General features: G+C 62.5%; 14 protein-coding genes. 11 read left to right on the top strand and 3 right to left on the bottom strand.

Translation table 11 applies throughout. From position 1 onward, the window contains the following. The first annotated feature begins 67 nt into the window (after positions 1 to 67). Positions 68 to 394 carry a heat shock protein HspQ gene (hspQ, locus tag A8B82_RS07550; RefSeq protein WP_067290320.1) on the top strand — a complete coding sequence of 109 codons (327 nt, stop codon included), beginning with the start codon at positions 68 to 70 and terminating at the stop codon, positions 392 to 394. A gap of 115 nt (positions 395 to 509) precedes the next feature. On the opposite strand, the gene A8B82_RS07545 is transcribed toward hspQ, so the two are convergent. The 3 genes from A8B82_RS07545 to A8B82_RS07535 form a co-directional block, all read right to left on the bottom strand. After that, positions 510 to 2,087: a gamma-glutamyltransferase family protein gene (locus tag A8B82_RS07545; protein ID WP_067290317.1), complete on the bottom strand. Its 1,578-nt coding sequence runs from the start codon at positions 2,085 to 2,087 to the stop codon at positions 510 to 512. Between the two features lie 402 nt (positions 2,088 to 2,489). After that, a complete protein-coding gene (locus tag A8B82_RS07540; RefSeq protein ID WP_067290517.1) occupies positions 2,490 to 2,966 on the bottom strand; it encodes an ATP-binding protein in 477 nt (158 codons plus the stop codon). Between the two features lie 10 nt (positions 2,967 to 2,976). Continuing rightward, positions 2,977 to 3,315: an STAS domain-containing protein gene (locus A8B82_RS07535; protein ID WP_067290314.1), complete on the bottom strand. Its 339-nt coding sequence runs from the start codon at positions 3,313 to 3,315 to the stop codon at positions 2,977 to 2,979. Between the two features lie 93 nt (positions 3,316 to 3,408). Between A8B82_RS07535 and A8B82_RS07530 the strand changes: the two genes are divergently transcribed. The 10 genes from A8B82_RS07530 (at position 3,409) to rarD (ending at position 14,108) form a co-directional block, all read left to right on the top strand. Continuing rightward, complete coding sequence (locus A8B82_RS07530; RefSeq protein ID WP_067290515.1) at positions 3,409 to 4,581, top strand: thiolase family protein; 1,173 nt, start codon at positions 3,409 to 3,411, stop codon at positions 4,579 to 4,581. Between the two features lie 18 nt (positions 4,582 to 4,599). Then, positions 4,600 to 5,058, top strand: coding sequence for a GAF domain-containing protein (locus tag A8B82_RS07525; protein ID WP_067290311.1), 459 nt, complete (start codon positions 4,600 to 4,602; stop codon positions 5,056 to 5,058). A gap of 65 nt (positions 5,059 to 5,123) precedes the next feature. Continuing rightward, a complete protein-coding gene (locus A8B82_RS07520; protein WP_067290308.1) occupies positions 5,124 to 5,696 on the top strand; it encodes a helix-turn-helix domain-containing protein in 573 nt (190 codons plus the stop codon). Between the two features lie 9 nt (positions 5,697 to 5,705). Continuing rightward, the gene (locus tag A8B82_RS07515; protein ID WP_067290306.1) at positions 5,706 to 6,326 is read left to right on the top strand and encodes a LysE family translocator; all 621 of its coding nucleotides are present in this window, start codon (positions 5,706 to 5,708) and stop codon (positions 6,324 to 6,326) included. 3 nt (positions 6,327 to 6,329) lie between these two features. Further along, positions 6,330 to 6,713, top strand: a complete 384-nt coding sequence (locus A8B82_RS07510) for a GFA family protein (protein ID WP_067290304.1) — start codon at positions 6,330 to 6,332, stop codon at positions 6,711 to 6,713. Then, on the top strand, positions 6,706 to 9,153 hold the full coding sequence (locus A8B82_RS07505; RefSeq protein WP_067290301.1) for a GcvT family protein: 2,448 nt from the start codon (positions 6,706 to 6,708) through the stop codon (positions 9,151 to 9,153). The genes A8B82_RS07510 and A8B82_RS07505 overlap by 8 nt, the downstream gene beginning before the upstream one ends. Next, positions 9,150 to 9,785: a LysE family translocator gene (locus tag A8B82_RS07500; protein ID WP_067290299.1), complete on the top strand. Its 636-nt coding sequence runs from the start codon at positions 9,150 to 9,152 to the stop codon at positions 9,783 to 9,785. Before A8B82_RS07505 ends, A8B82_RS07500 begins: the two co-directional genes overlap by 4 nt. Then, the gene (locus A8B82_RS07495; protein WP_067290297.1) at positions 9,782 to 10,663 is read left to right on the top strand and encodes a homocysteine S-methyltransferase family protein; all 882 of its coding nucleotides are present in this window, start codon (positions 9,782 to 9,784) and stop codon (positions 10,661 to 10,663) included. The genes A8B82_RS07500 and A8B82_RS07495 overlap by 4 nt, the downstream gene beginning before the upstream one ends. Before the next feature lie 11 nt (positions 10,664 to 10,674). Further along, positions 10,675 to 13,119, top strand: a complete 2,445-nt coding sequence (locus A8B82_RS07490; protein ID WP_067290295.1) for a GcvT family protein — start codon at positions 10,675 to 10,677, stop codon at positions 13,117 to 13,119. Between the two features lie 68 nt (positions 13,120 to 13,187). Continuing rightward, positions 13,188 to 14,108 (top strand): EamA family transporter RarD, encoded by a 921-nt coding sequence (gene rarD / locus A8B82_RS07485; protein ID WP_067290293.1) that lies wholly within the window; start codon positions 13,188 to 13,190, stop codon positions 14,106 to 14,108. The last annotated feature ends 345 nt before the right edge of the window (positions 14,109 to 14,453 follow it).

Genomic DNA, 14,453 nt, shown 5'->3' with positions numbered 1-14,453 from the left:
GATTCATGCGTGATTGGACAAATGCCCCTTGAACCGACTACTAACGAAAGGTAGGGGCTGCAATGTTATGCTACGTACACGCGCGAAATATCATCTCGGGCAGGTTGTCCGGCACAAGAAACACCCGTTTCGCGGGGTGATCTTTGACGTCGACCCGGAATTCGCAAATACCGATGAATGGTATGAATCGATTCCCAAGGAAAACCGCCCGGTCAAGGATCAGCCGTTCTACCACCTGCTGGCGGAAAATGATCAAAGCTACTACGTGGCCTATGTGTCAGAGCAGAACCTTGTCGCGGATTATTCCGGGGAACCGGTGGATCACCCCGATATTCCCGACCTGTTCGGCCCCTTCACCGATGGGTCCTATCCCCTGCATTTCCAGTTGAACTGATGCTTCGCAAGCCTTCGGCTTAACCAAAATTTATCTATTATTAACAAGTTATTAAGTAACCCATGGGTTACCTTTCCCTTCTCTGCGGTTGCGATGGACGCCGCAGGCGCGCCGGTCAGTACCCCAGCGCGCATCCATCCTTGCGGGGGTCGCTGGCCCCTTCCAGGATGCCGTCCGGGCGCATCAGGATGGCCTGTGCGCCGCCAATGGCAGCATCGGGGATCTCTACCTTGTGGCCCATGTCGCTCAACTGCGCGCGGACCGCGTCGGGGTATCCCCGTTCCACTTTCAGCACCCCCTGATCGGAAAAGGCGCGCGGCGCGTCGATGGCGCTTTGCGGGTCCATGCCGAAATCCTGAAGGTTCGAGGCAAAGCGCGCATGGCCGCAGGGCTGATAGGCCCCGCCCATGACGCCAAAGGGCATGATCACCTTGCGATTCTCGCGGATCATGCCCGGAATGATCGTGTGCATTGGGCGTTTGCCGCCTTTCAACTCGTTGGCATGGCCTTCCTCCAGGGTAAATCCGGCCCCCCGGTTTTGCAGCAGGATGCCGAATTTCTCGGATGCGATGCCCGATCCGAAGCCATGGAAGATGGAATAGATCAGCGAAACCGCCATGCCGTCCTTGTCCACCACGGTGATGTAGATCGTATCCTTGTGGACCTGTTCGGACAGGGCAGCGGGGGCATCCATCGCGCGCTTTGGGTCGATCAGCGCGGCCAGCCGCTGCGCGGTGTCGGATGACAGCATGTGATCCAGCTTGGCGGTGTGATCCGGGTCCGCCAGAAAACGGTTGCGGGCGTCATAGGCCAGCTTGGCCGCTTCGGCCTCGATGTGGATACGCTCGGCCCCCAACGGATCCATGCCCGCGATATCGAACTGGTCAAGAATGTTGAGCATCAGCAGCGCCGTTGCACCCTGTCCGTTTGGCGGGTGCTCGACCACGTCGATGCCCTTGTAAGCACCGGCGATGGGGGTGGCCGACGTTGCGGCGACAGCGGCAAAATCCTCGGCACTGTGCACACCACCCTGATCCTTGAGGGCGCGCAGCATATCTTCCGCGATTTCGCCGGTGTAAAACGCATCTCTGCCGTCCTTGGCGACGCGCCGCAGCACCTCGGCCTGACCGGGTGCGCGGAAATTCTGACCCACCTGAGGAGGCTTGCCGTTGATCAGGAAATGATCCCGCGCCGCGCCCTTCAGCTTTTCCGTTTCGCGCGCCCAGTCAAAGGCGACGCGCGGCGCGACCGGCACGCCGGAGTCGGCATAGCGGATGGCCGGGGCAAGAACCGCGTCCAGCCCCGCCGTGCCGGCAGTTTCCGACAGATGGCAAAAGGCGTCGATCGCGCCGGGGATGGTAACCGCATCCGCACTGTACAACGGCACGCTGGTGTCCCCGCGCTGACGCAGAAGCGCTGCATCGGCCCCCGAAGGCGCGCGGCCCGATCCGTTCAGCGCATGCACATCCTTGCTGCCGGGCAGGGTGTAAAGAACAAAGCAATCCCCACCGATCCCGGTCATCTGCGGTTCGCAGATGCCCAGCAGGACACCGGCGGCAATGGCCGCATCCATCGCATTGCCGCCCCGCTCCAGCATCTCGACCGCCGTCTTGGCAGCCAGCGGGTGTGACGTCGCGCACATGCCGTTTGCCGCAAGTACAGGTGAGCGTCCGGGCAGGTGAAAATCGCGCATAGTTTATCCCAACATAAATCGTTTCAAGGCAACCTACAGCGTTTCGGGATAAACTTGAAACATCGCACGTCACTTTTCGCGTTCGACCGAAGGGAGAGGCAGCGAACAAGTGATTCAGGTATATTCCGAAACGCTTTCGCGCGTTGTCGCAGGGCTGCCGATGTCGGGTGAGAATGTTTGGGAAAGTACCTCGACGCCACGCACTGGGTGGGGGCTATTAAACGCAGCGCCGAGGGAAGCCATATGCAGCTACAAGACGGAAAATGCCCCGCAACGGTGGCGCGAATATGATCACAATGAGGCCTTTTGGCGGTCCGGTCCGAAATTGGGGCGATTGCCGGGTCTGCCCCCCGCCCTGCCTGCTGCGGCATGGCCGGTTCCCGACAAATGCGGCGAGACCGGTTATTCCCGCCAGTCCAATGCAATCGCCAGTCGCAGGTCCAACCGGTTTTCCGTTCCGATGCGGCGGTAACATACGTCTTTGGCAAGGTCACGAATCAGGAACCAGCCAAAGCCGCCTTCGGGAAGGTCCTCGATCTCGGCGCTGATGGGTTGGGTGTTGCCCAGCGGCGGTTTGCCGTCCGGCATGGCCCCGCCCCGGTCCACGATCCGGAAATGCAAACCGTTTGCCCGGTGGTCGCCACAGATGGTGATCATGTCATCCGGTACTGGCTGCGCATAGGCGTGTTCGACGATGTTGTTCAGCGCCTCGGCCAGCACAAGTTCCACAATTTGCAGCTCTTCGATATCCAGCCCCAGAGGGGCCAGTTCCTGCCGCACCTCTGCCAGCGCCTGGCGGACAGCGGCCTTGCTGCTGTTGAAGCGAATATCGAATGGAAAGGGTGATGTTTCCGGCGACAGGGCCGTCGATCTGGTCATGGTCCCCTGCTTATGCATGTTGTCCGCTCAAGGCGGCACCAAGCGTTGGGAAGATGGCAAAGACTGAATCCATCCGGGTCAGTTTGAAAACCCGGTCTACTGGCGCGGTCATTCCGGCCAGGATCAGGGACCGGTCCGGCGCGAGAAACTTCATCGTGGCCACAATCGCGCCCAGGCCGCTGGAATCGATGAAAGTGACTTCGCTGAGGTCCAGGATGATGTTCTGGTCCCCATCCTGTGCGGCCTGGCGCATTGTGTCCTTGAAATCCAGCGCGACAGCCGCGTCGATCCGCTGTTCACGCAAAGCGACCACGCAGAAGTCAGCTTCTGTTTTGACGGAAACTTCCATAGACAGACCTTTAGAACCAGATGATGACGCCGTTAGATAATCGCCAAAGATTATCAACAGGTAACCAACGGCGCGGACAAAGAGGAGAATATGATGCGGAATGTCGTGATTTCAGGTGCGTCCCGAACCCCGATGGGTGGGTTTCAGGGGGCCTTCGCGGGGCTCACGGCGTCAGAGCTTGGTGGCCATGCCATCCGGGCGGCGCTGGAAAATGCCGGGCCCGCCGTGGTTCAGGAGGTCCTGATGGGCTGCGTCCTGCCCGCCGGTCAGGGACAGGCCCCCGCCCGCCAGGCCGGTTTCGCCGCCGGTCTGGGCCAGGACGTGCCCGCCACCACCCTGAACAAGATGTGCGGCTCCGGCATGAAAGCGGCGATGATTGCCTTTGACCAGATCGCGCTGGGCCAGACCGATGTTGTGGTGGCGGGCGGCATGGAAAGCATGACGAACGCGCCCTATGTGCTGCCAAAGATGCGCGGCGGTGCGCGGCTTGGCCATGGGGCGGTGATCGACCACATGTTCCTGGATGGCCTCGAAGACGCCTATGACAAGGGCCGCCTCATGGGCACCTTTGCCGAGGATTGCGCCGAGACCTACCAGTTCACCCGCGAACGTCAGGATGAATATGCCCTGGCGTCGCTGTCCCGCGCCATCGCGGCACAGGACAGCGGTGCCTTCAGCGATGAGATCGCCGCCGTCGAGGTCACCTCGCGCAAGGGCAGCACAATGGTGGCCGCCGATGAACAGCCCGCGCAGGCCCAGCCCGACAAGATCCCGCAGCTCAAACCGGCCTTCCGTCAGGGCGGCACGGTGACAGCGGCCAATTCATCGTCGATCTCTGACGGGGCCGCCGCGTTGATCCTTTCCTCGGAAGAGGCGGCACAGGCGCAGGGCCTCAACATCCGCGCGCGCATTCTGGGCCATGCCAGCCACGCGCAGGAACCGGGCCTTTTCACCACGGCCCCGGTGCCCGCAGCGACAAAACTGCTCGACCGGATCGGCTGGAAAAAAGAAGATGTCGACCTGTGGGAGGTCAACGAAGCCTTTGCTGTCGTGCCCATGGCCTTCATGCATGAAATGGGGCTGGACCATGAGATCGTGAACGTCAACGGCGGGGCCTGTGCGCTGGGCCATCCCATTGGCGCATCGGGCGCGCGGATCATGGTCACGCTGTTGAACTCCCTGGAGAAACGCAATCTCAAACGCGGCATTGCAGCGATCTGCATCGGCGGCGGCGAAGGCACCGCCATTGCGATTGAACGCCTGTAATTTCTTAGGAAACGCCCCATGCAAGTTGACTACGCCACCCTGGCCCGGACCATCGCGGCGCTGACCGAAGGGGAGGCCGATGCCGTTGCCCTGATGGCCACGGTCACCTGTGAGGTGCATCATGCCGATGACCGTTTCGACTGGACCGGGTTTTACCGGGTTGTCGCGCCGGAGTTGCTCAAGATCGGTCCCTATCAGGGCGGCCACGGCTGCCTGAGCATCCCGTTTTCCCGTGGTGTCTGCGGGGCCGCCGCGCGGGAGGGCAAGGTGCAACTGGTGCCGGATGTGGATGCCTTTCCGGGTCACATTGCCTGTGCCTCGACCACACGGTCGGAACTGGTGTTGCCGGTTCGCGATGGCACCGGCAGGCTGATCGCGGTGTTCGACATCGACAGCAATCAGTCGGATGCCTTTTCGCAGGTGGATGCCACCGCCCTTGGCGACATATTGCATTCGGTTTTCGGGTGCGTGAAATAATGCTGGAAAATTTCATATCAGGGGTCTAGCGTGAAAATGGAGTCGTAAATTTCACCCCAGGTATCATGCAGCACAGCCCGCCAGACCCACCTTTTTCCCTCGGAGCGGACCTGCGCGCCCTGCGCAAGAGCCGGGATCTGACCCTGACGGAGATGGCCAACACCCTTGGCCGCTCCGTCGGCTGGCTGAGCCAGGTTGAGCGGGGTATCTCCGACCCGTCGATCACTGATTTGCGCCATATCGCGGCCTGTCTCGGGGTTTCTGTCTCCATGTTGTTTCGCCACGCCGCGGCCCCTGCGCATGAGGCGGGTTATGTGGTGCGGCAGGGCGCACGGCGGCCCATCGGTTCTGATGTCGCCGGGCTGGTCGAAGAATTGCTGTCCCCCGACCTCACGGATGATTTCGAGGTGGTGCATTCCACCTTTCAACCCCACAGCCGGATCACGGCACCCGTCAGCCGCCCCACGCAGGAGGTCGGCTATCTTGTCTCTGGCAAGCTGGAGGTCGAGATCGAGGGCACGGCCCATCTGCTGAACCCCGGTGACAGTTTTCGCATCCGCGGCGAGGCGTTCCGCTGGTCCAACCCTTTCGACACCCCGGCGGTGGCGATCTGGGTGATCGCGCCGCCGGTGTATTAGGTAAATGACATGAGCTTTGAAGCCTGGACCGTATTTGCCCTTTTCTGGCTGGTATTTGTCACCACGCCGGGGCCGAATGCGGTCAATTGCATCACCAACGGCATGACCATTGGTTTCCGGCGCGGCCTGATCGGGGTGCTGGCAATCCTCACGCAAGCCACATTGTTCCTGCTGCTTTCCGTGCTTGGGGTCACGGCACTGCTTGCCGCGTCGCAGACGGCGTTTACGGTGGCCAAATGGATTGGCGCGGGGTTTCTGATCTATCTCGGGATACGCGGATGGGTGATGGCCGGAACCCCGGTCACGGTTTCGGACCGGCCTGCAAAGTCGGTCTACCTCCGGGCGCTTGCCATCGCCACGATCAACCCCAAGTCCGTCGCAGGTTATCTTGCCGCCTTTTCGCAGTTTGTGCAGCCGAACGTCCCGATCTGGGAACAGATGGTGGTCATTTTCCCCACCGCGCTGACGCTGACGGCGCTCAGCTATGTCACCTTTACCGCGCTTGGCGCGGGCATCGGGCGGGCGGCGCTGGGGGCGGTCTTTAACATCTGGGTGCGCCGGGTCATGGCGCTTTGTTTCATCATCTACGGTGTCCTGCTGGGCACTGCCACCACCCCGACAAGGAGTTGAACCATGCTCAAAGGCAGCTGCCTGTGCGGCAAGATCACATTCACCGCAGACCGGACGGCACGCGACCCGGCGGCCTGCCATTGCAGCCAGTGCCGCAAGCAATCGGGCCATTACTGGGCGTCCGTGAACGTCTGGATGGCGGGGTTCAGGATGACCGGCCCGGTGCGCTGGTACGCGGCATCTGACAGCGCCAAACGCGGCTTTTGCCCGACCTGCGGGTCCTTCCTGTTCTGGAAGAGCAACGACGAGGATGAAATCGGCGTGGCGCTGGGCGCTCTGGACGGGGAAACCGGTCTGCATCTGGAACGGCACATCTTCACCGCCGACAAGGGCGATTATTATGACATTCCGGGCATCGACCCAGAGAAGGCACGGACAGATGAGTGAGTTCCCCACAACCGCCCGTGTTGTCATCATCGGCGGCGGCGTCGTGGGTGCCTCGACCCTTTATCATCTGGCCAGGGCGGGCTGGTCCGATTGCGTCCTGCTGGAAAAGAACGAACTGACCGCGGGGTCCACTTGGCACGCGGCCGGCAATGTGCCGAACTTTGCGGGCTCATGGGCGGTGATGAACATGCAGCGCTATGCCGCCGCCATGTACCGCACTCTGGGCGAGGACGTGGGCTATCCGATGAATTACCACGTCACCGGCTCCGTGCGGCTGGCCCATTCAAAGGAACGGATGCAGGAATTCGAACGCGTGGCCTCCATGGGGCAGTACCAGGGTCTGGAAATGACCGTCTGCACACCGGACGAATTGAAGGAAAGGCATCCCTTCATGGAAACCCATGATCTTATGGGGGGGCTTTGGGACCCGCTGGATGGTGACATTGATCCGGCACAGCTGACACAGGCGCTGGCCAAGGGGGCGCGGGATGCGGGGGGGCGTATTGAAAGGTTCTGCCCGGCCATCGGCATCGACCGCGACGGCGACGAGTGGATCGTGAAGACCCCGAAGGGCGAGATCCGCTGCGAATTTGTCGCCAATTGCGCGGGGTATTATGCGCAGCGTGTGGGCGAGATGTTCAAACCCTTCGGCGGGCGCACCGTGCCGATGGTCACCATGTCGCATCAGTATTTCCTGACCGAGCCGATTGCAGAGCTTGAGGCTTGGACCAGAGAGAAGGGCCATAAGGTGCCGCTGCTGCGCGATGTGGATACATCCTATTACCTGCGGCAGGACAAGAACGGTCTGAACCTTGGCCCCTATGAGCGGAACTGCAAGGCGCATTGGGTCACGCCGGATGATCCGATGCCCGAGGATTTCAGTTTTCAGCTTTACCCCGACGATCTGGAGCGGCTGGAATATTACATCGAGGACGCGATGGCGCGGGTGCCGATCCTGGGCAGTGCCGGGGTGGGGCGCAACATCAACGGCCCGATCCCCTATGCCCCTGACGGGCTGCCCATGGTTGGCCCGATGCCGGGGGTTCGCAATGCATTTGAAGGGCATTCTTTCACCTTCGGGATCGCGCAGGGCGGCGGCGCGGGCAAGGTGCTGTCGGAATGGATCATGCACGGACAGACAGAGATGGACATGTGGTCCGTCGATCCGCGCCGCTACACCGATTATACCGATCACGACCATTGCCTTGCCAAGGCGATGGAAACCTATGGCCACGAATACGCGATGCATTTCCCGCGCCATGCATGGCCTGCGGGGCGTGACAGGAAGCTGTCGCCAGTCCATGAAAAGGTGATTGCGTTGGGTGGCCAGATGGGTGCCTATAACGGCTGGGAGCGCGCCAACTGGTTTGCGCAGCCAGGCGACGACACGTCCGAGGCAGCGACCCAGACCTGGGACCGCAACGGCCCCTGGGCGATCCGCATTCAGGATGAAGTCGAAGCCGTCCGCGACGCGGTGGGGGTGCTGGACCTGCCGGGGTTCTCGCGCTTCGCCCTTGGCGGCGAGGGCGCGGCGGAATGGCTGCGGGGGCGCATCGCGGGTGCCCTGCCCAAGGTCGGGCGCATGACGTTGGGCTATTTCCCTGACAACCGGGGCCGCATCCTCACCGAAATGTCGATCATGCGGCAGGCGGAGGATGCCTTTACCCTGATCACGGCTGCGGTTGCGCAGTGGCATGACTTTGAACTGTTGCAGCGGAACCTGCCCGAAGGGCTGAGCCTGACCGACGAGACCAGTGACTATTCCACGCTGATCGTGACCGGCCCCAAGTCGCGCGCGCTGTTCACCGCGATCGAAACGCAAGCCGACCTGTCGCTGGGCTGGCTGAGCCATCAACCTGCTCAGGTTGCGGGCGTTGACTGCACCCTGGCGCGGGTCAGTTTTGCGGGCGAACTGGGCTGGGAAATCCATGCGGCGATGGCCGACATCCCGGTGCTTTATGACGCGGTGCTTGGTGCCGGGGCGAAACCCTTTGGCATGTATGCGCTGAACGCGATGCGCATGGAGAAAGGGTATCGGACCTGGAAGGGGGACCTGTCCACCGATTATTCCCTGCTGGAGGCGGGGCTGGACCGTTTCATCCGGTTTGACAAACCGCAGGACTTCCCCGGCAAGGCCGCGCTGTTGTCCGAGAAACAGGCGGGCGTGAAGAAACGCTTTGTCACCATGATTGTCGAGGCGGGCGATCAGGATGCGCCCTATATGTCCACCGTTCTGCACAACGGCGAGGTGGTGGGCGAAACCACCAGTGGCGACTGGGGATACCGGATCGGCAAATCCATCGCGCTGGGCACCATCCGCGCGGATCTGGCCACACCCGGCACGCAGGTGCAGATCAACATCTTTGGCAGACTCTGCCCGGCGGTGGTGCAACCGGATCAGCCGCTATGGGACCCTGAAAACGAAAGGCTGCGCGCATGAGCATCGAGACATATCTGATCTATCTGGGGGTGCTGGCCGCTTTCTTTCTGACGCCGCCGGACACGAGCCAGCTTTTGATCATCTCCAATTCGCTGCGCCACGGGCTGCGGCGTAGTGCGGCAACGATAACGGGTGATCTGTCGGCCAATGCGCTGCAAATGACGGCGGCGGCCTTTGGCCTGACGGCAATCATCGCGGCCTCTGCCGATGCGATCTGGATCATCAAATGGGTTGGCGTGGCCTATCTTGGGTGGATCGGAGTGCGCCTGATGATGACAAGGGGCGGCGCGGTTGAACCGGGTGCTGCCCGCGAGGCGCGCACGAGCGTCCTGTTCCGACAGGGGTTCCTGACCTCCTCCGCCAACCCATATGCGGTTGTGTTCTTTGGCGCGCTTTTCCCGCAGTTCATCGACCCGGCTCAGGCCGTCCTGCCGCAACTGCTGATCCTTGGGGTCACCTATCTGCTTGTCGATGGTGCGGTGCTGCTGCTTTGGGGGTGGACCGCAACGCGGACACTTGGGCGTCTGCGCGCGCTGAGCGGGGTCTGGGTGAACCGGATATCCGGCGCGCTGATGATCGTCGCGGCAGCCCTGCTGGCCAGCCGCGACCTGAGCGCCGAGGCACGGCAATGAGTGATATAACGCTGCTTGATGGCGGCATGGGGCAGGAATTGATCCACCGTTCCGGCGACAACCCGACACCGCTGTGGTCCACGCAGGTGATGATCGACAACCCCGGCATGGTGGCCGGTGTGCACCGCGATTTTACGCAGGCCGGGGCGACGCTGGCCACGGCCAACACCTATGCCATCCACCGCGACAGGTTGGCAGGCACCCCGCTGGAAGACCGGTTCGAGGAGTTGCACAGGCTGGCGCTGGCGGAGGCGCGGGCCAGTGGCGCGACCCGTATCGCGGGCAGCATCGGGCCGTTGATGGCCTCTTACCGGCCCGATCTGCATCCGGACGCAGATGCCGGTGCGGTTCTTTATGCCGAGATTGCGGGGCTGCTTGCCGGCGATTGCGATCTGCTGATCTGTGAAACTGTCGCCTCGCTGACCCATGCCGCAAGCATCCTGAAGGGGGCCGCCACAGCGGGCAAGCCCGTTTGGCTGGCCCTGACCGTCGACGATCAGGACGGCACGAGGCTGCGCTCGGGCGAGGCGTTGTCAGAGGTTTTGTCGCTGGCACGGGAGCGGGCGCAGGCGGTCCTTGTCAATTGTTCGGTCCCCGAGGCGATTGACAGTGCGATGCCGATACTGGCGCAATCCGGTCTGCCCTTCGGCGCCTACGCCAATGCGTTCGAGCAGATTACCGAGGGCTTTCTGGAGGACAAGCCAACCGTGGACAGCCTGAGCATGCGGCGCGATCTGACGCCGGAACGCTACGCCGATCATGTCCTGCGCTGGGTCGATGCCGGGGCCAGCATCGTCGGCGGCTGCTGCGAAGTCAGCCCCGCGCATATTGCCGAAATCGCCCGCCGCCTGCGTGCGGCGGGTCACTCCATTGTCTGAGGTCACCTGATATGGCTGTCATCCCCACCCAGGCCCGTGTTGTCATCATCGGGGGCGGCATCATCGGCTGTTCCGTCGCTTACCACCTCACCAAGCTGGGGTGGCAGGACGTGGTACTGCTGGAACGCAAACAACTCACCTCCGGGACCACCTGGCACGCTGCGGGGCTGATCGCGCAATTGCGCGCCTCTGCCAACATGACGAAGCTCGCGAAATACTCGCAAGAGTTATACGGCAACTTGCAGGACGAAACGGGCGTTGCGACAGGGTTCAAGCGTTGCGGTTCGATCACCGTTGCCCTGACCGGTGAACGGCTTGAAGAGATCAACCGCCAGGCTGCCATGGCCCGCGCCTTTGGCGTGGAGGCGGAGGAGATCAGCGCGGCAGAGGTGAAGGACAAATATCCCCACCTCAACATCGGGGAGGTCAGGGGCGGTGTCTACCTTGGCAAGGACGGGCAGGGCGACCCGGCCAACATCGCGCTGGCATTGGCCAAGGGCGCGCGGCAGCGCGGTGGGCAGATATTCGAGCGGACCCGCGCCACCGGCGTGACCCGGCAAGGCCGCCGCATCACCGGGGTCGATTGGGAACAGGGCGGCGACAGCGGGCATATCGCCTGCGACATGGTGGTGAACTGTGCCGGCATGTGGGGCCGCGAGGTGGGGCAGATGCTGGGCGTGAACGTCCCGCTGCAAGCCTGCGAACATTTCTACATCGTGACAGAGGCGATTGCGGGCCTCACCCAACTGCCGGTCCTGCGGGTGCCGGACGAATGCGCCTATTTCAAGGAAGACGCGGGCAAGATCCTGCTGGGCGCGTTCGAGCCGCAGGCCAAACCCTGGGCGCTGGACGGCATTCCTGCGGATTTCGAGTTTGACCAATTGCCTGAGGATTTCGACCATTTCGAGCCGATCCTAGAGGCGGCGGTGAACCGCATGCCGATGCTGGCCGAGGCGGGGATACATACGTTTTTCAATGGCCCCGAGAGCTTTACCCCCGATGACGCCTATCACCTTGGCCTTGCGCCGGAGATGGACAATGTCTGGGTCGCGGCCGGTTTCAACTCAATCGGCATCCAGTCGGCGGGGGGCGCAGGCATGGCGCTGGCGCAATGGATGGACGCGGGCGAAAAGCCTTTTGACCTGGGTGATGTGGACATCAGCCGGATGCAGCCGTTTCAGGGCAACCGCCGCTATCTGGCCCGGCGGTCCATCGAAACGCTGGGCCTGCTTTATGCCGATCACTACCCCTACCGGCAAAAGGCCACCGCGCGCGGCGTGCGGCGCAGCCCGTTCCATGCCCATCTGCTGGAACGTGGTGCCGTCATGGGCGAATTGGCAGGCTGGGAGCGCGCCAACTGGTTCGCCGAACCGGGGCAGGACCGCGCCTATCACTACAGTTGGAAGCGGCAGAACTTCTTTGACAACGTGGCCGCAGAACACATGGCGGTGCGCGAGCATGTCGGCATGTACGACATGTCCTCCTTTGGCAAGATCCGGGTGGAGGGGCGCGATGCCTGCGCATTCCTCAACCACATCGGCGGCGGGCAGTATGACGTGCCGCTGGGCAAGATCGTTTATACCCAGTTCCTGAACCATCATGCGGGGATCGAGGCGGATGTGACCGTCACCCGCCTGTCCGAACTGGCCTATCTGGTGGTCACCCCCGCCGCGACCCGGCTGGCGGATCAGACATGGATGCGCCGCCATCAGGGTGATTTCAACGTCGTGATCACCGATGTGACGGCGGGCGAAGGGGTGCTAGCCGTGATGGGGCCGCGCGCGCGTGATCTGTTGCAGCAGGTGTCACCGAATGATTTTTCCAATGCGGTGAACCCCTTTGGCACGGCGCAGGAGATCGAGATCGGCATGGGGCTGGCCCGCGTGCACCGGGTTACCTATGTGGGCGAATTGGGCTGGGAAATCTATGTCAGCGCCGATCAGTCCGCCCATGTGTTCGAGGTGCTGGCAGAGGCCGGGCAGGACCTGGGCCTGCGCCTGTGTGGCATGCACATGATGGACAGTTGCCGCATCGAAAAGGGGTTCCGCCACTTTGGCCATGACATCACGTCAGAGGATCATGTGCTGGAAGCCGGGCTTGGCTTTGCCGTGAAGACTGACAAGTCGGACTTTATCGGGCGCGACGCCGTGCTGCGCAAGCGTGAGGCGGGGCTGGACCGGCGGATGCTGCAATTCCGCCTGACCGATCCTGAACCGCTGCTCTATCACAATGAGCCGGTGCTGCGGGACGGCCAGATCGTCGGTTTCCTGAGTTCCGGGGCTTATGGCCATGCGCTGGGCGGCGCGATGGGCATGGGCTATGTCCCTTGCGTCGGGGAAACGGCGGCTGATCTGCTGGCCTCGACCTATGAGATCGACGTGGCAGGCGTGCGGGTCAGGGCAGAGGCCTCGCTGAAGCCGATGTATGATCCGACAGGCGCGCGGGCGAAAATGTAACGGGTACAAAGTTATCCTTCCCTCCGCCCGGCGGGTTGCCTACCCCTAGGCGCAAAGGACCGTTACAGATGCGCAACCCCGACAGCCTGACCCCCGTCACAAACGAAGACACGCCCCTGGGCCTTGGCTTTGCCATCACCGCTTATGGGTTGTGGGGGTTCCTGCCGCTTTACATGAAACTGCTGTCGCATATCCCGGCGGCAGAGATCGTGGCGCATCGCGTGTTGTGGTCGCTGCCGATTGCCGCCGCCGTGCTGATTGTGCTGCGCCGCACCGACGCCCTGCGCGAGGCGCTGAGGTCGCCCCGGATGCTGGGCATGGGCTGCGTGACGGCGGCGCTGATCTCGATCAACTGGGGGATCTATGTCTGGGCGATCAACTCGGGCCACGCGCTGGATGCGGCGCTGGGGTACTACATCAACCCGCTGTTCAGCATTTTCCTGGCGGCGGTCCTTTTGGGAGAGCGGCTGAACCGCGCGCAGATGGTGGCCATTGCACTTGCCGCCTGCGCGGTGCTGGTGCTGGCGGTCGACGCGGGCCGGATGCCCTGGGCCGCGCTGGGGCTGACGGTGTCCTGGGGCTTTTATGCCTTGTGCAAGAAAAGCCTGCCGATCGGACCCAACCAGGGGTTCCTGCTGGAGGTGCTGATCCTGATCCTGCCCGCGCTGGGCTATCTGGCATATCTGACAGCCACCGGCACGTCGCATTTCAGCTTCGACTTCGGGCGCGATTTCTGGCTGCTGGTCGGCTGTGGCGTGATCACGGCGGTGCCGCTGATGATTTATGCCAACGGGGCCAAGCTGTTGCGGCTGTCTACCATCGGCATCCTGCAATACATCGCGCCGACGATGATCTTCCTCTGTGCCGTGCTGGTGTTCGAAGAACCCTTTGGCCGCGCCCGCGCGATTGCCTTTCCGATGATCTGGCTCGCGCTGGTGATCTACTCCACGGCGATGCTGCGCCAGATGCGGGCGGCGAATGCGGGCTGAGCGGTGGCAACCGAAATGCCTGGTTCAGGTTTTTGCTGGGAAACCGGACCTTCACGCAGATCGCGGCGATGGGCGGGGAGGAGCCCTTGCCGCATTCCACCCGCGCGGAATCAAGGCCACAGGCCGCCGCGCATCATGCCAGAGGCATGTCTGCGACATGACGGGCCGTCCCGCGGCACGGCGATTTGGCTTCTGTAGTGTCTGACAGATAGTTAGGAGGTGCGTGGCTGCCATAAACTGCCAATCACTGAGGTCGGATCGCCGCGCCACGGCCCAACGATGCGCGGCTTTGCGAACGGCAGCAAAGTCCAAGGTTTGTGGCTGCTGTCAGCGGGAGCTGCAGCG

The organism is Sulfitobacter sp. EhC04, assembly GCF_001650875.1.
GTDB lineage: Bacteria > Pseudomonadota > Alphaproteobacteria > Rhodobacterales > Rhodobacteraceae > Sulfitobacter.
Note: the sequence above shows the minus strand (reverse complement) of the source record. Positions and strands in the feature narration are given on the sequence as shown.

Coding starts and splice junctions, on each gene's coding strand:
- A8B82_RS07535 (WP_067290314.1), bottom strand. CDS start 3,315: ATGGAAGTTTCCGTCAAAACAGAAGCTGACTTCTGCGTGGTCGCTTTG.
- A8B82_RS07515 (WP_067290306.1), top strand. CDS start 5,706: ATGAGCTTTGAAGCCTGGACCGTATTTGCCCTTTTCTGGCTGGTATTT.
- A8B82_RS07500 (WP_067290299.1), top strand. CDS start 9,150: ATGAGCATCGAGACATATCTGATCTATCTGGGGGTGCTGGCCGCTTTC.
- A8B82_RS07510 (WP_067290304.1), top strand. CDS start 6,330: ATGCTCAAAGGCAGCTGCCTGTGCGGCAAGATCACATTCACCGCAGAC.
- A8B82_RS07540 (WP_067290517.1), bottom strand. CDS start 2,966: ATGACCAGATCGACGGCCCTGTCGCCGGAAACATCACCCTTTCCATTC.
- A8B82_RS07505 (WP_067290301.1), top strand. CDS start 6,706: ATGAGTGAGTTCCCCACAACCGCCCGTGTTGTCATCATCGGCGGCGGC.
- hspQ (WP_067290320.1), top strand. CDS start 68: ATGCTACGTACACGCGCGAAATATCATCTCGGGCAGGTTGTCCGGCAC.
- A8B82_RS07530 (WP_067290515.1), top strand. CDS start 3,409: ATGCGGAATGTCGTGATTTCAGGTGCGTCCCGAACCCCGATGGGTGGG.
- A8B82_RS07545 (WP_067290317.1), bottom strand. CDS start 2,087: ATGCGCGATTTTCACCTGCCCGGACGCTCACCTGTACTTGCGGCAAAC.
- A8B82_RS07525 (WP_067290311.1), top strand. CDS start 4,600: ATGCAAGTTGACTACGCCACCCTGGCCCGGACCATCGCGGCGCTGACC.
- rarD (WP_067290293.1), top strand. CDS start 13,188: ATGCGCAACCCCGACAGCCTGACCCCCGTCACAAACGAAGACACGCCC.
- A8B82_RS07495 (WP_067290297.1), top strand. CDS start 9,782: ATGAGTGATATAACGCTGCTTGATGGCGGCATGGGGCAGGAATTGATC.
- A8B82_RS07490 (WP_067290295.1), top strand. CDS start 10,675: ATGGCTGTCATCCCCACCCAGGCCCGTGTTGTCATCATCGGGGGCGGC.
- A8B82_RS07520 (WP_067290308.1), top strand. CDS start 5,124: ATGCAGCACAGCCCGCCAGACCCACCTTTTTCCCTCGGAGCGGACCTG.